Annotated in this window: 17 protein-coding genes and 1 tRNA gene; 9 read left to right on the top strand and 9 right to left on the bottom strand. The window is 42.8% G+C overall.

Annotated elements, in window-relative coordinates; all coding sequences use genetic code 11:
• The first annotated feature begins 129 nt into the window (after positions 1–129).
• Both fcmB and fcmC read left to right on the top strand, forming a co-directional pair.
• Positions 130–1,281, top strand: a complete 1,152-nt coding sequence (fcmB, locus tag ACKTT2_RS11525; RefSeq protein WP_407886815.1) for a filament morphology actin-like protein FcmB — start codon at positions 130–132, stop codon at positions 1,279–1,281.
• Between the two features lie 5 nt (positions 1,282–1,286).
• On the top strand, positions 1,287–1,871 hold the full coding sequence (fcmC, locus tag ACKTT2_RS11530) for a filament morphology membrane protein FcmC (protein WP_407886817.1): 585 nt from the start codon (positions 1,287–1,289) through the stop codon (positions 1,869–1,871).
• Between the two features lie 386 nt (positions 1,872–2,257).
• On the opposite strand, the gene ACKTT2_RS11535 is transcribed toward fcmC, so the two are convergent.
• The 3 genes from ACKTT2_RS11535 to psbZ all read right to left on the bottom strand — a co-directional run bounded on the left by ACKTT2_RS11535 (position 2,258) and on the right by psbZ (position 3,280).
• Positions 2,258–2,329 (bottom strand) — tRNA-Gly (locus ACKTT2_RS11535).
• A gap of 125 nt (positions 2,330–2,454) precedes the next feature.
• Positions 2,455–3,000, bottom strand: a complete 546-nt coding sequence (ribH, locus tag ACKTT2_RS11540; RefSeq protein WP_407886818.1) for a 6,7-dimethyl-8-ribityllumazine synthase — start codon at positions 2,998–3,000, stop codon at positions 2,455–2,457.
• Between the two features lie 91 nt (positions 3,001–3,091).
• A complete protein-coding gene (gene psbZ, locus ACKTT2_RS11545) occupies positions 3,092–3,280 on the bottom strand; it encodes a photosystem II reaction center protein PsbZ (RefSeq protein WP_407886821.1) in 189 nt (62 codons plus the stop codon).
• A gap of 186 nt (positions 3,281–3,466) precedes the next feature.
• Between psbZ and ACKTT2_RS11550 the strand changes: the two genes are divergently transcribed.
• Complete coding sequence (locus ACKTT2_RS11550) at positions 3,467–6,193, top strand: CBS domain-containing protein (RefSeq protein ID WP_407886851.1); 2,727 nt, start codon at positions 3,467–3,469, stop codon at positions 6,191–6,193.
• Positions 6,194–6,262: 69 nt separating this feature from the next.
• Here ACKTT2_RS11550 and ACKTT2_RS11555 read toward each other — a convergent pair whose 3' ends face one another.
• From ACKTT2_RS11555 to ACKTT2_RS11565, 3 genes are read right to left on the bottom strand one after another with little or no spacing between them, the layout of a single operon-like run.
• Entirely contained in the window at positions 6,263–6,622 is a 360-nt protein-coding gene (locus tag ACKTT2_RS11555; protein ID WP_407886823.1) for a transposase, read from the bottom strand.
• Positions 6,612–6,764 (bottom strand): hypothetical protein, encoded by a 153-nt coding sequence (locus tag ACKTT2_RS11560; protein WP_407886825.1) that lies wholly within the window; start codon positions 6,762–6,764, stop codon positions 6,612–6,614. Before ACKTT2_RS11560 ends, ACKTT2_RS11555 begins: the two co-directional genes overlap by 11 nt.
• Before the next feature lie 37 nt (positions 6,765–6,801).
• Positions 6,802–7,239: a helix-turn-helix domain-containing protein gene (locus ACKTT2_RS11565; protein WP_407886827.1), complete on the bottom strand. Its 438-nt coding sequence runs from the start codon at positions 7,237–7,239 to the stop codon at positions 6,802–6,804.
• A gap of 222 nt (positions 7,240–7,461) precedes the next feature.
• On the opposite strand from ACKTT2_RS11565, the gene ACKTT2_RS11570 reads away from it, so the two are divergent.
• The 4 genes from ACKTT2_RS11570 to ACKTT2_RS11585 all read left to right on the top strand — a co-directional run bounded on the left by ACKTT2_RS11570 (position 7,462) and on the right by ACKTT2_RS11585 (position 13,993).
• Positions 7,462–7,878, top strand: coding sequence for a hypothetical protein (locus ACKTT2_RS11570; RefSeq protein ID WP_407886829.1), 417 nt, complete (start codon positions 7,462–7,464; stop codon positions 7,876–7,878).
• Positions 7,879–8,557: 679 nt separating this feature from the next.
• Complete coding sequence (locus tag ACKTT2_RS11575) at positions 8,558–8,842, top strand: DUF2470 domain-containing protein (RefSeq protein ID WP_407886831.1); 285 nt, start codon at positions 8,558–8,560, stop codon at positions 8,840–8,842.
• A gap of 508 nt (positions 8,843–9,350) precedes the next feature.
• Entirely contained in the window at positions 9,351–10,787 is a 1,437-nt protein-coding gene (locus tag ACKTT2_RS11580) for an efflux RND transporter periplasmic adaptor subunit (RefSeq protein WP_407886833.1), read from the top strand.
• Entirely contained in the window at positions 10,784–13,993 is a 3,210-nt protein-coding gene (locus ACKTT2_RS11585) for an efflux RND transporter permease subunit (RefSeq protein WP_407886835.1), read from the top strand. The genes ACKTT2_RS11580 and ACKTT2_RS11585 overlap by 4 nt, the downstream gene beginning before the upstream one ends.
• Positions 13,994–14,129: 136 nt before the next feature.
• On the opposite strand, the gene ACKTT2_RS11590 is transcribed toward ACKTT2_RS11585, so the two are convergent.
• The 3 genes from ACKTT2_RS11590 to cpcD/petH all read right to left on the bottom strand — a co-directional run bounded on the left by ACKTT2_RS11590 (position 14,130) and on the right by cpcD/petH (position 17,486).
• Positions 14,130–14,525, bottom strand: a complete 396-nt coding sequence (locus ACKTT2_RS11590; RefSeq protein WP_407886837.1) for a DUF4112 domain-containing protein — start codon at positions 14,523–14,525, stop codon at positions 14,130–14,132.
• Between the two features lie 69 nt (positions 14,526–14,594).
• Entirely contained in the window at positions 14,595–15,896 is a 1,302-nt protein-coding gene (locus ACKTT2_RS11595; RefSeq protein ID WP_407886839.1) for a homoserine dehydrogenase, read from the bottom strand.
• Between the two features lie 303 nt (positions 15,897–16,199).
• Positions 16,200–17,486, bottom strand: a complete 1,287-nt coding sequence (gene cpcD/petH / locus ACKTT2_RS11600; protein ID WP_407886853.1) for a bifunctional rod-capping linker CpcD/ferredoxin--NADP reductase PetH — start codon at positions 17,484–17,486, stop codon at positions 16,200–16,202.
• 1,464 nt (positions 17,487–18,950) lie between these two features.
• Between cpcD/petH and ACKTT2_RS11605 the strand changes: the two genes are divergently transcribed.
• Together ACKTT2_RS11605 and metK are read left to right on the top strand one after the other, a co-directional pair.
• Positions 18,951–19,955, top strand: a complete 1,005-nt coding sequence (locus ACKTT2_RS11605) for a phosphoribulokinase (protein ID WP_407886841.1) — start codon at positions 18,951–18,953, stop codon at positions 19,953–19,955.
• A gap of 520 nt (positions 19,956–20,475) precedes the next feature.
• A complete protein-coding gene (metK, locus tag ACKTT2_RS11610; protein WP_407886843.1) occupies positions 20,476–21,738 on the top strand; it encodes a methionine adenosyltransferase in 1,263 nt (420 codons plus the stop codon).
• The last annotated feature ends 147 nt before the right edge of the window (positions 21,739–21,885 follow it).

The following is a 21,885-nucleotide window of genomic DNA, read 5'->3' on the forward strand; positions in this document are numbered from 1 at the left end:
TTGCTCAACTATTGTCTCGGACTCGGCAGAGTTTAAGCGAGTGAAAGTGGCTAAGGGTTTTCTGATACACGTATTTTTGTAAGATGGGCATGATAACTTGTTAGAGCTGATAAACTACTAGGAGCTTTCATGACAGACCAACCATCCGCCGCTACCCCTATGAATGCTGCTGCTATCCCGATGAACAGGGTTTCAGCAACTACACCAATAAACGCAACTCCAACTCAACCTACTCCTAGTAGCACTGGGAAAAAGATTCTGAGTGTTGACTTAGGAAGAACTTCTACAAAAACCTGTGTCAGTCGCGACCCCGGTAATGTAATGTTTGTCTCCGCTAACGTCAAAGAAATGTCAATGGAACAGGTACGTGGGGGTGTTTTTGAAGCCCGTGCGACCGACCCCTTAATGGATCTTTGGCTGGAGTACCAAGGCAGTGGTTATGCTGTTGGTCAGTTAGCTGCGGATTTTGGAGCTAATTTAGGTGTCGGTCAATCTAAGGTAGAAGACGCCCTCATAAAAGTCCTAGCAGCTGCAGGTTACTTCAAACTAAAGGATGAAATCTCAGTTGTTTTGGGACTACCTTACCTTTCTCAGGAGCAATTTGAACGGGAAAAGGCTCAATTGATTAGTCAGCTTTCCGGTCCCCATATCATGAACTTTCGCGGGGAAGCTGTAAATCTTAACATTACCAAAGTTTGGGTTATGCCAGAAGGTTATGGCAGCTTGCTGTGGTGCGAAGCTCAACCTAAAAAGACTGGTACAGTTATGCCCGATTTTACAAAAGTTTCGGTGGCAATTGTTGATATTGGACATCAGACAACTGATTGTTTAATGGTTGATAACTTCCGCTTTGCTCGAGGGGCTTCTAAGAGTGAAGATTTCGGAATGAGCAAGTTTTACGAACTAGTGGCTGCTGAAATTGAAGGCGCTGACAGCCAATCTTTGTCTCTCATTGCTGCAGTAAACCGTCCAAAAGGCGATCGCTATTACCGTCCGAGAGGTTCTAGCAAACCCACCAACTTAGATGATTTTCTGCCCAACCTTATTGAGATGTTTTCTCGCGAAATTTGCAGCCGCGTGTTAGCATGGCTGCCAGAACGTGTTACCGATGTTATCCTAACTGGAGGTGGTGGAGAATTCTTCTGGGAAGATGTTCAACGCTTACTGAAAGAGGCTAAAATCAATGCACATTTGGCTGCACCATCACGGCAAGCAAATGCCTTGGGGCAGTATATTTACGGAGAGGCACAATTATCCTCTGCACGCTCTGTTAGGGCTTAATACTGATGTTCCAATGGTCAAAAAAGGTAGTTAAATCCGTTACCTTCAATCCAGGGGTCGCTGACGAGAGTTTATTAGCTCTCGTAGAAAGTCAATTGGAAAAAGATCCAGAAAAGACTTTCAGCGATCTCTGTAAAGAAGCTTTATGGCAATCTTTATGCGTACCGGAATCTGTACGACCTACTCCCAAACCAGTAGTAACAGCACCACCTACACCTACACCTACACCTGTACCAATTGCATTACCTGCTGCACCAACAGCAATACAAGCAGCAACACCACTAGGAGTTGAAACACAAATTGCGGAGATGCAGAGTCAAATAGCTAACCTTGAGGAACGTTTTTTTGCCAAGGAGTCTCATCGATTAGAGACCATGGAACGCCATCTGACACAACTTAGTCAACAAGTCGCACAGCTGGCGCTCATGATAAATCAAGTCTCAACGGCACAGCCTATAACCCAAGCTGCACCAATCGTTGAAGTGGTAAACCATACTCCTCCACCCACTAACGCTGCTGTCCCATCTGCTCCTCTAGAAGAGGTAGATCCTGTAATCAGCCGCCTTAGCCAGTTTTTAGACGATTTCTAGAGAAGATCGGGTGTGCAATTCTTTTATGACTGTATAACCTCCTTAATGGAATTTCCTATTAAGGAGGTTTAATATTTGGTAAATTCTATTACGTACAGTAAAAAAAATCAAGCCTCATCCATTTTGGATTTTAGATTTTGGAGCCACTGCGTTGCGGTTCGCATTCTTTACATTGGTATTAGGGACTTCCAACAAACTAACTACCTGTGGTATTGGGGACTTCTAACAACTTAACTACCTGTGGTATTAGGGACTTCCAACAAACTAACTACCTGTCTTGTGGGACGGGCGTCCTCGCCCGTTCTCTGCTAACAGCAGGCTATAAGCTCAGTAACCAAGTCAAGTGGAACTTCTGCAAAACAGCAAGCGGTAAAACTTTTTTTCTAAGCGGGTAACGCGATTCGAACGCGCGACATTCACCTTGGCAAGGTGACGCTCTACCACTGAGCTATACCCGCAATTTATCTCTTTATTTAATATGTCAGATTATTTTCGGGTTGTCAACACCTTTTTTTCAATTTGTTGGTAGATAGGCGTTAGTGGATAGTCGTTCAACTAACAACTATCCACTATCCAATAACCACTAACTCTCTACCGCACTCTTGAGAGATGCAGGGGAGAGCGAATTAGCACCAAAAGGTTCTGTAAGGTTAGAACGTAGCTGTCGCATAAGACTAGCCATTTCCAAAGCGCTCATAGCGTAATCCCAACCATGATTGCTTTTAATGCCAGCTCGTTCTAAAGCTTGCTGCATAGTATCAGTGGTTAAAATACCAAAAATCACTGGTACGCCAGTTTGAAAAGCAGCAGCAGCGATGCCTTTGGCAACCTCAGAAGATACGTAATCAAAATGAGGCGTTTGCCCTTTGATAACAGCACCCAGACAAATTATTGCATCGTAGCGACCAGAGAGTGCCAATTGACGAGCGACAACCGGAACTTCAAAACTACCCGGTACCCAAACATAATCTACTTGCGAGCCGTGAGGATTGGGATCTACGCCGTGGCGTTTCAAGCAATCTTGACAGCCTTCTAGCAACTTAGCGGTCACTAGGTCATTAAATCGACCGATTACCAATGCAAATCGCAAAGGTTCCGTCTGAGTAAAAGTTCCCTCGAAAACTGCCATGAGCTTCTAAATTTATGTCCTTCGCATATCAAGTATAGAAGCAGAATTGGAAATTGGGGATTGGCGATCCCCAATCCCCAATCGCCAGCCCCTACACTACCAAAAAGTTTAATGCGCCAACCAAGAACACTAAAGCCACCCAAACACCAGAACCAATCCAAAGAAGTCTCTTAGATTCATTCCAGTTCTGTGGAGTAGCATAAGCAACGGGGACACCAATTACTAGAACAAAAGACATAGCAACTAGAGCCACTAAAGCAACTTGGAATACGATGTTCATTTTCCCTTCTCCCAAAACAGCAGATTACTAAAGTTAAAATGTTGTACAGACAAGCACTGACAGTTTTTCCTTATTTGTTAAACTAGCAGAAATTGCAACACTTTTGATCAGTGACCAGTAATCAGTGACCAGTGACCAATGACCAGTGACCAATGACCAGTGACCAATGACCAATGACCAATGACTATGGATTTAATTCTTTGTCATACAACGGCGGATTTTGACTCTCTAGGAGCAGCAGTAGGGCTGTCACGCTTGCTACCGGGCAGTAAAGTTGTACTGAGTGGTGGAGCGCATCCACCCGTTAGGGATTTTTTGGCATTACATCGGGATGAGTATCAGTTGATCGAACGGCGTTCTGTTAATCCTGAGAAAATTCGTTCCTTAGTTGTGGTAGATACACAGCAACGCGATCGCTTGGGGAAAACTGCTGAGTGGTTGGATTTACCTCACCTTCAGGAAATCAAAATTTACGACCATCACAAAGAACAACAGGGGGATATTCCCGCTACAGAGTTATATGTCTCCTCTGTAGGAGCCACTACAACTCTCATCGTAGAGCAATTACAGCAACAGCAAATTTCTTTAACAAGTGCAGAAGCCACTGTCATGGCGTTAGGGATTCACGTAGATACTGGCTCCCTGACATTTGATTATGCTACACCACGGGATGCCCTAGCTTTAGCTTGGTTAATGCAACAAGGAGCTAGTTTATCAGTTCTGAGCCAGTATGTAGACCCTGGATTATCGCCGCAATTGCAACAGCTATTAAAGGTAGCGCTGGAAAAACTACAAAAAATAGATGTTAGGGGACAAACTATTGCTTGGGTAATTTTAAAAACAGAGAGTTTTGTGGCTGGTTTGTCAAGTCTTGCAGCCCAATTAGTCGAGTTAACAGAAATAGATACCTTGCTGCTGTTTCATGAATCTCCTGTTTCTGATGGTGAATCGCGCCTGACAGTTATTGGACGTTCCCAAACCCCCGGTGTTAACCTCAACGAGTTATTTTTACCGTTTGGTGGTGGCGGACATTCTCAAGCAGCATCACTGAACCTGCGAGGAGTGAACGCCGAAGAAATACTTAACCAATTTTTAGAAACGTTAAAAGCAACAGTCCCTCATCCACCCACTGCTAGAGACTTAATGTCCTCCCCAGTTCGTACCATCCGTCCAGAAACCACTATTGCTGAAGCACAACGAACTTTATTACGCTACGGACATTCTGGGTTGTGTGTTGTTGATGCCCAAGGACAACTATTAGGTATTCTTTCTCGAAGGGACTTAGATATTGCCCTGCATCACGGCTTTAGTCATGCTCCTGTTAAAGGATACATGACAATTAATATGAGAACTATTACTCCAGAGACTACACTGCCAGAGATCGAGGCTTTGATGGTCACATACGATATCGGACGCTTACCAGTGTTAGAAAATGGGCAGATAGTCGGTATTGTGACTCGGACTGATGTTTTGCGGCAATTGCATCAGGAAGAGGGAGGGGAAGACGGGGAGAGGGGGAGAAGAAGAGAAAAGAACTTAAAATCTCCTAAGCTAGAAGAATTGCAATCGCGTCTTGCTCCTCAATTATGGCAATTACTAACAAAAGCCTCACAAGCAGCCGAAAAACGCGGTTGGCATCTCTATCTTGTTGGTGGAGCAGTCCGAGATTTACTCTTAGCAAAAGAAGCAACTGGTACTCTGCTCATCAAAGATATTGACTTGGTAGTTGATGGTTTTCACAAAGCAGCAGATGTCGGTGCGGGTGTAGAATTGGCAAAAGCTCTCCAGCAAATTTACACAACAGCACGTTTAGAAGTTCATGGTGCTTTTCAAACGGCGGCTTTATTGTGGCACAAAGATCCAGAATTAGATTCACTATGGGTTGATATTGCCACTTCTAGAACAGAATTCTATCCTTATCCAGCAGCAAACCCTGAAGTAGAAGCCAGTTCAATTCGTCAAGATTTGTATCGCCGCGATTTTACCATCAACGCAATGGCACTGCGGCTAACATCACCTAATTCTGGTAAATTACTCGATTTCTTTGGTGGATTGCTTGACTTAGAGGCAAAACAAATTCGGGTATTACACGCTAACAGTTTTATTGAAGATCCTACCCGCATTTATCGTGGCGTGCGTTTTGCTGTCAGGTTGGGATTTCATTTAGAACCTCAAACAGAAGAGCATATCCGCTACGCTATCAACAGTGGTGTTTATGACCGTACTGCCCGCGAGAATAGCAGAGCACCAGCACTGCAAACTAGACTTAAAGCAGAATTAAAACATATTTTAGAAGCTCCCTATTGGAAATCAGCATTGCAGTTGTTGGGAGATTTGGGAGCATTAAAGTGCATTCATCCTACCCTTAGTTTAGATGAAGAACTCTTGCGGCAATTACGTTTGTTAGAACGCTGTTTGCGACGATACGATTCTCAAGAAACTCTTATTCATTGGCAAATGCGTTTGGAAGCTTTGATTGCTCATTTAGCATCAGAATATAGAGGTGTGGTGGCAAAAACTCTTCAATTACCAGATGACAGTATTCACAGGTTGGAAAATCTGGCAAAGACTCAGGAAAATGTGGAAACTCTTTTTGCACAAACAGAGAGAGGAGAAGCGGAAATATCTCCCAGTCAAGTGGTGCAATTGCTACGGCAATACGATTTACCAATGCTAATTTTGATTGCCGTTCAAAGTCCGCGAGCTATCAGACAAAAAATCTGGAAATACTTGACTGTTTGGTCTCAAGTTCAACCTATCCTTAATGGTAATGACTTAAAGAAATTGGGCTACAAACCAGGACCTCATTTCCGGCAAATGCTTAACGATCTACTAGCAGCAACTTTGGATGGAAGGATTTGCGATCGCACTGAGGCTGAGGAGTTTTTGGCTAAATGTTATTCTTTACATTAGTTATTATAGCGGTTTTCAGTTGGCTGCAATACATTAAAAATAGTCTTGTGGAAAAAAATATAGCGGTTCTCAGTTGGATACAATACAATAACCACAATGTTTGAACCAACCAATGATGTCACTTAAATTAACTTTTTCAAATGCTTCTGTAAGCGCTTTATCTAAATCCGAATAGGTACGAGTAGCTTGAGAGCGCAAAAATTCTTTTATCTTTGACCAAAAATTTTCTATAGGTGAAAAATCTGGTGATAATGGTGGTAAATAAATTAACCGAGCACCGACAGATTCAATTGCCTCTTTAATCCCAACGACTTTATGAGAGCTAAAATTATCCATAACGACACACGCTTCCGGCCATAAATTCGGCACTAAAACTTGATTAATATAAGTCTCAAATGCGTTTTTATCATTTCCACCCTTAAAACTCATCGCACCAATAATCCCACGGGTTGCGTTCGCGTAGCGGCGGCTTCCGCATCGCTCCAACAATAGTTACATTTTTACCACGCTTGTCCGGTCGTTCTCCATGCGCCCTTTCACCCTTTAATGACCTGGCATATAGTCTGACCATAGCTATGTTTACACCAGACTCATCAACAAAAACTAAATTATCCAGGTTGAATATACGGATAATTTCCCAAAACTCTTGTCTGAGTTTTTGAACCCTTTCCGTATCTTGTTCCGCTGCGTGTCAGGTTTTTTTTTCGAGTTAGTCCAAGCTTTTGTAATGTTTTACCCATTGTTGCTCGGCTAACTTTTATCTGAGTCTTTAATTCCATTTGCACGCATAATTCTTCTAACGTTGCATCATTATTTTCGGCGACCAATTGTTTTAACACTTCTAAATTTTCGGCTTGTAATTTAGGTGGATTTCCACTTTTATGGGGGAACGCGGCTATACTTCCTGTATCCAAAAAACGTCCGACTAAAGTTTGTATAAAACTAAGACTTACACGAAAATTTGCTGCCAGTTGTCGATCCGAACCTTCTCGATTAAGGTAGGCATCAATAATTTTTTGACGTAGGTCTTGGTTGTAGGTCTTCATAAAAGTCGAATTGATACACCTAGTTTAATTTTATCACATAGATGTATTGGCCTCAACCGAGAACCGCTATAGTCTTGTGGAACGGGAACTCTGTGATGTATGCGGTTTGAGAGAAGGGGTGAATTCTATGGCTTGGCAGTTAGGTATAGAAGAATTAGAAATTATTACTCCTAGTGGAATTAGAACAATAATAGTAAAACCACCAAAGAGAAGGAGGCAATAATGTTTGTATTAGATATGTCTGTAGAAAAATGGGTTGGAAACAAAAATGAAGGGGAATTAATTGAAAATCCAAGCTGGAATCATATAGAAACCGCTATCCGCGAATTAAATGGTAAAAGTAAAACTTTAGTGACACTGGGTGCTGATGGTGAAACTTATATGAGTATTGGGGGTGGTGAGTCAGAAAAATATATTATTACTGTAACTTTTGATAACTTAAGCTTTTACAGCTTAGTTGATTCATCTAAGCCCAATATAACAGAAAAGCTCGTTGTTGGTGGACAAGAAGGAATTTATCTGGCAAAGATGTGTGTTGATTTATTACGTTGTTTGTTAGCCTCTAGAACTTTTACAGAATTAGGGAAACTCGATCCATTACTTTCTTGGGAAGAAGATAAATCATTAGCAGTAGCTTAATAAAAGAAAGTAGGGTGGGCATCGCCCACCGTTTCGTTTGAAGTTGGTGGACTACTAGGGTGTTGACTCTGTGCCTTTTTTTGGGGTGTTGTTCATGCAAAATTTGAGAATCTTGACTAGAAATGAAACCCTTACTCAGTAACGCTTTCAACTAAAATCAAACGTCAGGGTACATATTTACTAAAAACTAACAAAGTGAACACCCTAGGCTCCGCCTCCACCAGACTTGATATGAGGCAAAGCCTCTCGAAATACGTTTCCAGCCAGAGGCTGGGAACAAGACGACACAACACTTCGAGCTTTACAAGCGTGCCATTCGGAACGAAACCCAACACTCAAAAATCTTGTCTCGACTCGCGGTTAAATTAGTAGAAAACAGAAGCATTACCATATAATAAAGAGGTAAATTATGGGTAAAGAAGAAGAGTTACTCGAACGCTGGCGAGAACTTACACTACAATTACTCAACGAAGCAGAAATTGAACAAGAGCTAGCTGAACGTCTGTATGGATATAGTTAGCCTTCAAAAACGTAGTGATACGTAAAAAAGAAAGCGATTGTAAAAAATGACACGTAAAATTAGCCCAGTATTTTCCTTAGTTAGTTAGCAACTGTCCTAAGAGTTTCCCGTCTCACTTAAAATAATTTAAGAAAATCTAGGACAAAGTTGGAGTTTGCCGTGTCTTTGCAGTTTTCCCCAGAAGTAAGTTCGCGCATTTGCAATCATATGAACGAAGATCATGCTAATGCAGTAGCGCTTTATGCCCAAGCTTTTGGAGATTTAGCGGATGCAACAGCAGCAGAAATGATTTCTATTGACCCCGAAGGAATGGATCTTAAAGCACAGGTAAATGGAGAAGCCGTACCAGTTCGTATTTTATTTGACCATATTTTGGTAGATGCAGAAGACGCTCATCACACTTTGATTGCCATGGTAAAGCAGGCGCGGACTCAAGCAGGATAAAAGTTACGCTTATTGAGTTATCACTATCCCTAAACTCCACATTGCAAGTGCAACCACTTGAGGCTTTAGTGGTTTCGCATTTTTTCAATCACTTTTCCCTACTTGCATTCCCCTCCTGCACCTTAAATTTTGCTCTCACTTCTACCTTGGATATTTTTGCTGACGAAACTTAGATAAGTATTTTACCTGGTAAAAGTCTCCTCTATTAAATCCCTATCTTGAAAGCCTTAGTCCCCCCGATGGATTGGGGGGAAATTGAATTTCCAGTTCTCTCCCCTTTGCAAGAAGAAAACAAGCCTTATGTAGTAGGCAAATATATGGGGAAATTGAATTTCCAGTTCCCTCCCCAATGCATCGGGGAGGGTTAGGGTGGGGTAAAACCTCAGATCAACCCTTTAAAAGGTGGCGGATCTAGGGGGGAAGTAGCATAATTGAGAAATTATTAGTACTCTAATTATTAGAGTAACTAATTATGTAAAGAGAATTTTATATAAACCGTTTCAGTTCTATGCAAACGATTACAACTTTCCTCATAAACGCTCATTATCGAACTTTAAGAGGTAAGTTCTGGCTCATAATGCTTGGTCTGACTTACTTCTGTACTGCCTGTACGGCATCCGAGGCTCAATCGAATGGAAAGGACGCAGGGAAAAAGCGCCCCGTACCAGTGGTGGTGTCTGCTGCAACCCAGAAAACGATACCGCTTCAGCTACAAACTACAGGGACGGTAGAAGCATACTCTACAGTTTCTGTCAAGTCAAAAGTAGGCGGACAACTTACTGGCGTCTACTTTCACCAAGGACAAAACGTCAAGAAAGGCGACTTGCTATTTACTATTGATTCTCGCGCTCTAAAAGCAGCGCTCATGCAAGCTCAAGCCAATCAAGCAAAGGATTTGGCGCAAGTGAAGCAAGCAAAAGCTAATGTCGAGAAAGCTAAAGCTCAAGTCAGTCAAGCTAATGCCAATGTCAAGAAAGCCAAAGCTCAAGTCAACCAAGCTAAAGCCAATGTAGTCAAAGATGTAGCGGAGGCAACAAACGCCAACACTCAGGCTCAACGTTATGCTAGTCTACTCCAGCAAGGGGCAATTAGCAAACAACAAGCAGAGCAGTATCAGACAAGCGCTAATGCTCAACAAGCGACAGTCACAGCAGATCGTAATGGTGTAGATAATGCTCAATCTGCCGTTATTGCAGCCCAAGCCGATGTACAAAACTCTCAAGCTGCTGTTGCTGCAGCCCAAGCAGACGTGCAAAATGCTCAAGCTGCTGTCGCTGCAGATCGAGCGGCGATTGATAATGCTAAAGTTCAGCTTTCTTACAGTTCTATTTACTCTCCAATTAATGGTCGCACGGGTAGTCTCAAGCTTAATCAAGGCAACTTAGTCAAAGCCGATGCTGACGACCCTTTAATTAGTATCAGTCAGATTCGTCCAATTTATGTCACATTCTCAATTCCCCAAAGGATGTTACCTGACTTGAAGAAGTACAGTGCAATCCATCAGCTAGAAGTAGAGGCTTTACCGCCTAAAGATACGGGGCTTCCGGTGCGTGGGAAACTCACCTTTGTCGATAGCGGTGTGAATACACAGACCGGCACAATTCAACTCAAAGGCACATTTACCAATGCGGATGAGCGACTGGTTCCGGGAGAGTTTGTCAACGTAGTTTTAAAGCTAACTGAAGAGCCTAATGTCATTACTGTACCTTCCCAAGCAGTACAAATGGGACAGCAAGGACAGTTTGTGTTTGTAGTTAAACCTAACAAGAAAGTAGAAGTGCGCCAAGTCACTGTGGGTGACAGTTTTAAAAACGAAACAGTCATCAAACAGGGATTGCAACCGGGCGAGCAGGTGGTTGTGGATGGGCAATTCAACTTAGTACCTGGTGCTACAGCCCAAGTGAAACCAGCAGTAGGAAGTCAGAAATCCGGAGCTAACCGATGAACCTTTCCGAATTATTTATCCGCCGTCCAGTCATGACGGTATTAGTCACCATTGGGATGTTGATATTTGGGCTAATGAGTTACAGAATGTTGCCAGTGAGCGACCTGCCCAATGTAGATTTTCCCACAATTCAGGTGACAGCTAATTTGCCTGGAGCTAATCCAGAAACCATGGCTTCTTCTGTCGCTACCCCTTTAGAACAGCAGTTTTCCAGCATTGCTGGGTTAAGTTCGATGAACTCGACTAGCTCTTTGGGTACGACACAACTCACGTTGCAATTTGACTTGAGTCGGCAGATAGACGGAGCAGCGCAAGATGTCCAAGCGGCGATCTCTAAGGCGGCAAAGCAGCTACCTACTAATATGCCTAACCCGCCATCTTATCGGAAAGTGAATCCCGCCGATCAACCGATTCTCTACATCTCTCTCAACTCAGGTATTTTACCACTGTCAACTGTAGATAAATACGCCGAAACACTGCTAGCACAACGCCTGTCAATGGTGGATGGAGTCGCTCAGATACAGGTGTATGGTTCCCAAAAGTATGCCGTGGGGATTCTATTAGATCCGGAATCATTAAGTGCTAAGGGCATAGGTATTGATGAGGTTGCTACTGCTATTTCCCAAGGTAATGTCAATCTACCTACAGGAGTACTTTATGGCACAAAGCAAAATTATACAATTCAGGCAAACGGTCAGCTTAATGATGCTGCTAGTTATCGTTCTTTGGTTGTCACTTATCAAAATGGTGCGCCAGTACAGCTTGGGGAATTAGGTCAGGTACTGGACAGTGTGGAAAATGATAAGGTGGCGAGTTGGTATTTTCCTGAAAAAGAGGACGAGGAAGCAGCAAATCCAGAGATTCGCGGATCTGGAGAAAAGTCACAAACCCGTAATTCTAGTGTTAGAGCGATTGTGTTGGCAATTCAGAAGCAACCAGGAACTAACACTGTTGCTGTGGTGGACGCTATTAAGAAACTGCTACCCACTTTTCGCGAACAGATTCCAGCAGCTGTGAACATGAATATTTTATACGATCGCTCGCAAGCAATTCGAGAATCGGTTGATGATGTTCAGTTTACTCTGCTGCTGACCATTGCTTTGGTCGTGCTAGTGATATTTTTATTTCTCCGCAATCTTTCTGCTACGGTTATTCCCAGTTTGGCAGTCCCACTATCGCTGGTAGCTACTTTTGGCGTGATGCTACTGCTGGGTTTTTCTTTAGATAACTTATCTTTAATGGCATTAACCCTTTCCGTGGGCTTTGTAGTCGATGATGCCGTAGTCATGCTGGAGAACATCGTCCGTCATATGGAAATGGGAGAAAGTCGGTTTGAGGCGGCGCTCAACGCTTCCAAAGAAATTGGCTTTACAATTTTGTCGATGACTATCTCTCTAGTAGCGGTATTCATTCCAGTGCTGTTTATGAGTGGCATTTTAGGAAGACTGTTCCGCGAGTTTGCGATCGTCATTAGTGTTGCTATTCTCGTATCTGGGGTAATTTCCTTAAGCTTGACACCAATGCTATGTTCTCGCTTCTTACGTCCACCACATCACGGACAAGTCGATGAGCAAGATAGTAAGAAAAATTGGCAAACCCGTCTCTATAATCTTTCGGAGAAGTTCTTTAATGCTTTATTGGGTGGCTACGAATGGAGTTTAAAACTGTCACTTAAGTATCACCGGACGACGATGGTGATTTCTGGTGCAATTTTAGTAGCAACGATGTATTTATTTATAGTTGTCCCAAAGGGGTTTATTCCTAATGCCGATGTGGGACAAATTACAGCGAGTACCCAAGCTGCAGAGGATATCTCTTTTGATGAAATGGTAAAGCATCAAGCCGCCGTTGCTGCGATCGCATACAAAGATCCCAATATTGAGGCAATTAACTCCAGTGTTGGTGCGGGCGGATCGAATGCTTCTGCTAACACCGGACGACTTTTCCTCAAACTCAAACCTCGCGATAAACGTCCTCTCGGTGCAGATGAGATTGTCCAAGAACTTCGTCCCAAACTATCACGCATTCCAGGGATGAAAGTTTTCTTACAAAACCCCCCAGCAATTAACATTGGCGGTCAACAAACTAAAGCGCAATATCAATATACTCTCCAAAGCCCTAACGTTCAAGAGCTTTACCAGTATGCTCCCACTTTAGAAAATCAACTCCGCACCCTATCAGACTTACAAGATGTTAACAGTGACTTGCAAATCAAAAATCCCCAACTTCGAGTTACCATTAACCGCGATTTGGCTTCATCTTTGGGTTTAACTGCGAATCAAATCGAATCTACCCTGAGTAATGCTTATGGAACTCGCCAAGTTTCTACCATCTACGCATCCGATAACCAATATCAAGTTATTTTAGGTGTTGAACCTCAATATCAGCAAAATCCCAATGCTCTAGATTTGCTATCGATTCGTGCGCCTAACGGACAGCTAGTTCCTTTAAATGCTGTAGCAACCGTAACAAAAGATGTCGGACCTTTGACCGTAAACCATATAGGACAACTAGCCTCTGTTACCATATCTTTTAACTTAAAACCAGGAGTTTCATTAGGTAACATTACGGGTAAAATCGAACAAATTGCCCGACAAACACTACCTGCTAGTATTACTACAGGCTTCCAAGGTTCAGCCCAAGCGTTCCAGTCTTCGATTCAAGGGCTAGGTCTGCTGCTACTAGTTGCTATTTTTGTCATCTATATCATTTTAGGGATTCTTTATGAGAACTTTATTCATCCCCTTACGATTCTCTCTAGCTTACCATCAGCAGGTTTTGGGGCATTACTGACGTTGTTGCTATTCCATGTCGATCTAAATATTTACGCTTTTGTCGGTATTATCCTCTTGATTGGTATCGTGAAGAAAAACGGTATCATGATGGTTGACTTTGCGATTGAAGCTCGCCAACAAGGCAAAAACCCTTATGATGCTATTTATGAAGCGTGTTTGGTGAGATTTCGCCCAATTATGATGACTACAATGGCAGCATTAATGGGGACTTTACCAATCGCTCTTGGGTTTGGTGCTGGTGCAGATACACGCCGTCCTCTTGGATTAGTCGTGGTGGGAGGTTTGTTATTTTCACAGTTCCTAACGCTCTATCTAACACCAGTTTTTTACACTTACATGGAGTCTTGGCAAAGTTATCTACGCAAGCACAATTGGCGCAAAAAGTCAAAGGTTGATTTTCCAGTACTTTAAATGACTTGGGGTGGGCGTCCTCGCCCGCCCGTTCTCTCTAAGTAAGACGGGCTAGAAGCCCGTCCCACAAGAACAAAATTTCACAAGAACAAAATTTCACAAGAACAAAATTTCACAACAGAAAGTTAGATATTTTTTACTTTGCCAGCTCCTCAAATTCAGAGGCAACTTTTTCCAATTCTGGTTCAACGACGGTGAGATGTTTTTCTAAAATTGCTAAGTTACGGATATTAGATTTGTAAAAAGCATCAAATACATCCCCAACCAACGGGACTGTACCAACAACTGCTTCTAAAGTAATGTTGAAAATCATTTGGGATAAATCTTTCGGGGGTATGTTAAAACGAGCGGCTAGAAAAATGATGTAAGCTGAAAACCCCGTACTGATAAGATCGCCAGCGCCAGGAATTAACCCAATAATTGGGTCTAGTCCAATCCGAAAGCCAGTACCAGGGATACGTAAAGACGTATCCATGAGGCGGCTGAGTCTGCGAATGCGGTTGAGAGTCGCTATGCGTTTTGCACTATCCATAAAAGTATGAAGTATAAAGTATGAAGGATAAAATACTTCATTCTTTAGCCTTTAGACTTCGCTCTTTGGTTAAAGAACTCGTAATACGCTAGGAATACTATCTATGGCGGGTAGGCTGTGAATTTCCGCGAGCGCTTCTCGAAAGTCTCCTTCCCGGACATCGTGGGTGACGACAACTATTTCTGCTAGTTCTCCCTGAAAACCAGTTTGGACGACTGATTCTAAACTAACTCCGCGATCGCCAAAACAGATTCCTATTTTACCAATGACTCCTGATTGGTCTTTGGTTAAAAACCTAGCATAAAATCGCGTAACGAGTTCTGCTATAGGGGTAATTTGACAGTAATCTTGATGTCTACAACCAAGCAGGGGATTTGGTAATTTTGTACTGCTTTTCAGTGATGCTACTAGGTTGAGTATATCCGACGATACCGAGCTTGCTGTTGCACCAGCCCCTGCTCCGGGACCATATAACATCACTTGTCCTATGGGTTCTCCTTCAACAAAAATGGCATTATTTACTCCATTAATGCTTGCTAGGGGATGGGCTTTTGGCACTAGGGTGGGGTGGACTCTTACGGAAATAGGAGGATTGGAGGAGGGGGAGAGTGGAGTAGTTGTTTTGGCAATTGCTAAGAGTTTGATGACAAATCCCAGTTTTTCAGCGTAGGCTATATCTGTTTTGCTGACTTGCCTAATTCCTTCGCAGTAAACGTCTTCTAGCTTGATTCTGCCATCAAAGGCGAGGGAGGCGAGGATGGCAATTTTATCTGCGGCGTCTAATCCTTCTACGTCGGCTGTGGGATCTGCTTCAGCGTAACCCAGCCTTTGAGCATCGGCTAACACATCGCTGAAATTGCTGCCTTCTAGCTGCATCCGTGTCAGGATGTAGTTTGTTGTACCGTTGACTATGCCTGTAACGCTTTGAATGCGGTTAACGCTGAGTGATTGTTTTAGGGGTTGAATGACTGGAATTCCTCCACCTACTGCTGCTTCTAGCATGACGTATACGCCTGCTTTGTTGGCTGATGTGAAGATTTCTTCGCCAAATCTTGATATGACTGCTTTGTTGGCAGTTACGATGTGCTTGCCGTTTTCAATGGCTTTTAGAATGAGCGATCGCGCTGGTTCTAATCCTCCCATGACTTCAACGACTATATCTACTTTTGGGTCGTTGACAATTTCGTCTAAATCTGTTGTTAGGACGGATTCTGGTAGAGTGACAGCGCGGGATTTGTCGAGCGATCGTACTCCCACTTTATATATTTCTATTTCTTGTAAGAGTGGATGACGACCAGTACCATCCTGCAAGAGCTGCACTGTACCTGTCCCCACTGTTCCTAATCCCAGTATTCCCAGCTTTACACCCACAAGCTTTTACCAAATTTTAATTTTAAACCGCTGATAAACGCAGACGAACGCGGATAATTGGTTCATTTGCGCGAAAATGTGTTGGAACTTACACATGCCCCCCTTTTTAAGGGGGGTTGGGGGGGATCTGCAACTCGTGAAATCCCAAAATACCCTTTAGCTTGCGTAAGCCATGTATGTGCTTAAATACACAATAAAAACAGTAGGTAAAGTATGAACCTTACCTACTTATTATATTTCTTATTTAGTTTACAGCCTTTTATCAAAAGCCTAATGACTAATGACTAATGACCCATGACTAAATTAGTATGTTTCAACGTGCCAGCGACCTGCTTTCTTAATTTCTTTTTGGTAGTCGCTCCAGGTTACGCCTTCTTTAGCAGCTGCTGCACTGAGGGCGGCGTCGATACCATCTTCCATTCCGCGCAAACCGCAAATGTAAGTATGGGTTTTCTCGTTCTTAATTAACTGCCAAAGTTCATCAGCGTATTCTGCTACGCGGTCTTGGATGTACATTCTACCGCCTTGAGCATTTTTCTGTTCGCGGCTGATGGCGTAGGTAAGGCGGAAGTTATCGGGATACTTTTGCTGCATCTCTTCGAGTTCTTCCTTGTACAGGATGTTGGGGCTTGTAGGAATACCGAAGATTAACCAAGAGAAACCTTTGAATTGGTATTCTGGGTTAACTGCTTTTTCGTTATCCTTGAACATCCGCCACAAGTAAGCACGCATAGGCGCGATACCTGTTCCTGTTGCCATCATGATGACGTTAGCATCATTGTCGGCTGGTAATAACATTTCTTTACCAACCGGACCTGTGATTTTCACATCATCCCCAGGCTTAATGTTGCACAGGTGTGTGGAGCAAACACCATAGACTGTTTCGCCTGTTTCTGGGTGCTTGTACTCTAATTGGCGCACGCAAAGAGAGACTGTTTTGTCATCTACATCATCACCATGACGGGTTGAAGCGATGGAGTACAGTCTGAGCTTTTCTGGTTTACCGTTCTTGTCTACACCAGGAGGGATAATACCGATACTTTGACCTTCTATGTAGCGTAAATCACCACCAGAAATATCAAATTTAATGTGTTGAACAAGCCCAATACCACCTTCTTGTACCAACGGCTCGTTGGAGATAACTTTACCGATATAAGGAGCGTTGGGACGGTAAATATTTACGGGAACGTCAGCGTGGGCGTCTTTTTTTGCTTTCGCTTGAGTCATGGTGTTGCCTTTGTTGTCCTTACTCTTGGGCTGTTGCTCAGCTACAGGTGTGGCTTTACCATTTGCTTCACTGCTAGCATTCTCACCAGATGTGGCGTTACTATTGGAAACTTGCCCATTGACCTGTTCTGAAACATCTATGGGCTGGATGCTAACAATTTTGCCGCCAAGGCGAGTGATACGCCGCATTTCTTGATTCATGCGGTTGTAGGGCACTCTAACGAACGTGCTGCCACTTTTACGAATTGGGTAGTTCGTTTTATCAGTTTCTTCGCTTTGACGCAGACCCACCACTTCGTATACGAAGACGCGGCTACCTGATTCTGTGTTGACAGCACCTTCAACAGCACCTTTGATGTACATTACTTCTACCACTCCGATCTCTACTTAACCTATTGTCATATAAACCCTTTTCACCACAATAGCAGTGCCGCGCTCTCTCTTCTAGAGAGGTGCGAGCAATTGCCTTCTAAAGAATGGGAAAAGCGGTTTTTTCCTTGCCGATATCTTATTACGTACACTCGCCCAAGACGTATAGGCATCGCAAAACACACCTGTTTATCAAAATTCTTCCCTGTAGAGAGCGAAGCTCTTTATTAGTTGGGAAGGGGCTATGGACGAATGGTCCTGTTTTCCTCATTGTTGGCGTTACCGCCGTTTCCCTTTCACATTCTCCAATCGCCTGCAACGAGAAACTCTCCTGTAGGGACGGTTCACCGTGTTTGGGTCAAAAACGAGTTCTCTTGGGACTTATGCTGTTCAGATTCAAGTCTAACAATCTGTTGGTTTTATCCGGATAGATTGTTTAGCCCAAGATTTCCGACCATCCCTGACCTTCTAAGGTAAAGGATAAGTCCTTCAGAGAATGTTAATAATGAGTCAATTTAATTTTTTTTTCGAGAAGTACAACTCTCATAGGAGATATATTCTCATCACTTATGGGTAGCGCAGCCCCAAGGGCATTCAATATTGAGAAACGTCAATTACTCATCTTTTTGAAAAATGTAAATCAAAAACAATTGTAATTTGTTTGACTTTCCCAAAATTGAGTCCTGGTGTCTTGACACCTCACCTCAGAAATTAGTTGAGGTTTCCATACAGAACATTGTTTACTGAATTTTACATCTACCATTAGGGACAATCCCGTAACAAAGAAGCTAGTTCAGTTACAAACTTCTGGTTGAGGTAGACTTAGAACACACAACTACAATTTAGTTTCACTTGCGGTGAAAAATCTGTCAACCACCGTTGACCATTAGGGAAAATGCGTAAAATCCTGTAGAGGATAGACTTTAAAGTCACAAGACAAATATTTGTGATTTTCATCACACCTTAATAAAAGCCATAATTTTTGACTTGAGATATTTGGAACGTTGCTGAATCTTCCAAGATTCTCAAAAACAAAAAATCAAATTAAAGACGACACATAGTAAACTGAAAGATATATCTTCACAAGCAGTGTCTTTTTACTGGTATCCAACGGGTATGGATATCGGGCTTTTACTTAAATCTCCCTTAATCAAAAAATTAGGGGATCAAATCGAGGTTAATCAACCTTGTATAGACAACACCCTTCTGTTACAATCCAAATTAACACTAGTATTAAATACTTACCAACAACAAAGTTAGCTAAATCGGGCGGGTAAAAACTGCTAGAGTTAAGCACCGTCTCATTTGTTAATGCGTTGTTGGAGGCAAGAACGCAGGATAAACCATTGCGGTCTATTCCTGGCTGAAGGATTGAAGGAAACGAAACGAAACAAAACGAAACAAAACGAAACAAAAAAATTATTGAATGATTCATCATTTAGTATCAAGAGGAGATTTATGACTAGTAAGCCGGAACGCGTGGTGTTAATTGGAGTAGCTGGAGACTCCGGGTGCGGTAAATCTACGTTTTTGCGTCGCCTAACAGATTTATTCGGTGAAGAATTAATGACTGTTATCTGTTTAGATGACTATCATTCTCTAGATCGCAAGCAGCGCAAAGAAACAGGTATTACCGCACTTGACCCAAGAGCAAACAATTTTGACCTGATGTACGAGCAAATCAAAGCGCTCAAAGAAGGTCAATCGATTATGAAGCCGATTTACAACCACGAGACCGGCGCGATCGATCCACCAGAGAAAATCGATCCGAACCACATTATTGTGGTTGAGGGTTTACATCCTCTTTATGACGAGCGAGTGAGAGAACTGATTGACTTTAGCGTTTATTTTGACATTAGCGATGAAGTTAAGATTGCTTGGAAAATTCAGCGAGATATGGCAGAACGCGGTCATCGCTATGAAGATGTCCTAGCTCAAATTAACTCCCGCAAACCAGACTTTACAAAATACATTGAACCGCAAAGAGAATTTGCTGATGTGGTTCTACAGGTCTTGCCAACCAATCTTATTAAAGATGACAAAGAACGTAAAGTTCTGCGGGTACGCATGCTCCAAAGAGAAGGTAAACAAGGATTTGCGCCCATATACTTGTTTGATGAAGGCTCAACTATTAACTGGACTCCTTGCGGACGCAAGTTGACCTGTTCTTATCCTGGTATGCAGCTGTACTACGGTTCTGATGTATACTACGGTCGCTATGTTTCTGTGTTAGAGGTAGATGGTCAATTTGACAATCTAGAAGAAGTGATTTATATCGAAACTCACTTGAGCAACACCTCTACCAAGTATAAAGGTGAGATGACTCACTTGTTACTCCAACACCGGGAGTACCCCGGCTCTAACAATGGTACTGGTTTATTCCAAGTTCTGACTGGTCTAAAAATGCGTGCTACTTACGAGCGTTTAACCTCTAAGGAAGCAAAGTTAGCAGCGAAAGTCTAGTCTCGGAAGGCAGAGGACAGGAGGCAGAAGGTAGAAGGAAAGGCTACCCTCTGCCCTTTCTGTCACTCTGAGGAAATGAAAATAATGGTAGGTTGGGTTGAACGAAGTGAAACCCAACAAAGGCAAGATATTTGAGTGCAACCCAACAAAGGCAAGATATTTGAGTGCAACCCAACAAGGACAAGATATTTGAGTGCAACCCAACAAGGACAAGATATTTGAGTGCAACCCAACAAGGACAAGATATTTGAGTGCAACCCAACAAGGACAAGATATTTGAGTGTTGGGTTTCGTTCCTCAACCCAACCTACCGAGATAAATTTTAATTAATAAACCACAGTAATAAAGTAGACTATCTCATCTTGTTTTAAAAAAAATCGTACTTAGGTAAGGATTTTGAGAAAAGTAGTATAAAACTAATTAACGATCGTAAAAATGTTGTTATGATTGCAGATCGAAGCGGTTGAACTGAGCACATTAGTTCAATCCGCTTATGTTACCTTCTTAAGGAGGAATTACATTGTCTCGTCGTTATTTTTTTACCTCCGAGTCAGTGACCGAAGGTCATCCTGACAAAATCTGCGATCAGATTTCAGATACTATTCTGGATACCCTGCTTTCTCAAGACCCTAGTAGCCGTGTTGCGGCTGAGGTTGTTGTCAACACTGGCTTGGTTTTAATTACAGGGGAAATTACTACTAAAGCCAATGTTAACTACGTAAATATTGCTCGCAAGAAAATTGCGGAAATTGGCTACACGAACGCTGATAACGGATTTTCTGCTAACAGCTGTTCGGTGATTGTCGCTCTAGACGAACAGTCACCTGATATTGCTCAAGGTGTCAACACCGCTCAAGAAACTCGCGAGCAAAGTAGCGATGAACGCTTTGATGCGGTTGGGGCTGGCGACCAAGGGATTATGTTTGGTTTCGCTTGCAACGAAACTCCAGAGTTCATGCCATTGCCTATCTGCCTTGCTCACCGTATCGCCCGACGATTGGCAGCTGTCCGCAAAACAGGTGTTTTGCCATACCTACGCCCTGATGGAAAAACACAAGTCACCATTGCTTACGAGGATGGACGACCAGTTGGTATCGATACCATTCTAATTTCCACTCAGCACTCGGCGACTATTGGTGAAATTACAGATGAAGCAGAAGTGCAAGCAAAAATCAAGCAAGACCTCTGGTCAGCAGTGGTTGAGCCTGTTTTTGTAGACATTGATGTTCAGCCAGATGACGAAACTCGCTTTTTGGTTAACCCCACAGGTAAGTTTGTTATTGGCGGTCCTCAAGGAGACTCAGGTTTAACAGGACGCAAAATTATTGTTGATACCTATGGCGGTTACTCTCGTCATGGTGGCGGTGCTTTTTCTGGCAAAGACCCTACTAAGGTCGATCGCAGTGCTGCCTATGCTTGTCGCTATGTAGCGAAGAATATTGTCGCTGCTGGTTTGGCAGAAAAATGCGAAGTTCAACTCAGCTATGCAATTGGTGTCGCAAGACCTGTCAGTATTATGGTGGATACTTTTGGTACAGGTAAAGTTGAAGACGACACCTTGCTAGAGTTAGTTAAACAGCATTTTGAACTGCGTCCCGCAGGTATTATTGACTGCTTTAATCTACGTAACTTACCAAACGAACGAGGCGGACGTTTTTATCAGGACATCGCGGCTTACGGTCACTTGGGACGTAACGATTTAGATTTACCTTGGGAACGTCTTGATAAGGTAGAGACGTTGAAGCAAGCTGTCGAGCATCTTCTGTCAGCAGCCCTTGCATAAGGGATTCCCAAATTTCTTGTAGTGCGGGCTTCTAGCCCGCCACTAGTAAAGACGGGCTAGAAGCCCGTCCCACAATATTACAAAGTCTCACAATATTACAAAGTCTCACAATATTACAAAGTCTCACAATATTACAAAGTCTCACAA

The organism is Scytonema hankhaensis NUACC26 (assembly GCF_045865695.1).
GTDB lineage: Bacteria > Cyanobacteriota > Cyanobacteriia > Cyanobacteriales > Nostocaceae > Scytonema.